This is a genomic window from Caballeronia choica (assembly GCF_001544535.1).
Lineage (GTDB): Bacteria > Pseudomonadota > Gammaproteobacteria > Burkholderiales > Burkholderiaceae > Caballeronia > Caballeronia choica.
In genome coordinates, this window is record NZ_FCON02000591.1 from 1 (window position 1) to 638 (window position 638).

Annotated in this window: 1 protein-coding gene; it reads left to right on the forward strand. The window is 59.2% G+C overall.

Features of this window, described 5'->3' with window-relative positions; genetic code table 11:
* A partial coding sequence (locus AWB68_RS45890) for a thiamine pyrophosphate-dependent enzyme (protein WP_235028901.1) occupies positions 1 to 638 on the forward strand: 638 nt, incomplete at both ends.

Sequence of the window (638 nt, forward strand, 5' to 3'; positions counted from 1 at the left end):
GTTTCCTGGATGGGACAAGCGCCGTTCAGCAAGCGCTCGCACATGTTCGCCAATCTTGGCGACGGCACCTACAACCACTCGGGCCTGCTCGCCATCCGGCAATCGATCAACGCCGGCGTCAACATCACCTACAAGATCCTGTTCAACAGCGCGGTGGCGATGACAGGAGGACAACCGGTCGACGGTCAACTCGACGTGCCGGGCATGACGCGCGAGCTTGCCGCAGAAGGAGCAAAGCGCATCGTCGTGGTGACTGATGACGTCGAGAAATACGCGAGTGTCAGCAATCTGGCATCAGGTGTCACGGTACGCCACCGCGATGCACTCGATACCGTACAGCGCGAACTGCGCGAGCTCGAGGGTGCCTCCGTCATCATCTACGACCAGATGTGCGCCACCAAGAAGCGTCGCGAACGTAAGCGCGGCACCATGGCCGATCCGGAAAAGCGCGTGATCATTAACGAGCTCGTGTGCGAAGGCTGCGGAGACTGCTCGGTCGAAAGCAACTGTGTCGCCGTGCAGCCACTTGAGACTGAGTTCGGCCGAAAGCGTGAAATCAATCAGAACACTTGCAACAAGGACTTTTCCTGCGTCAAGGGCTTCTGCCCGAGCTTTGTCACGGTTGAAGGCGGGCAGCT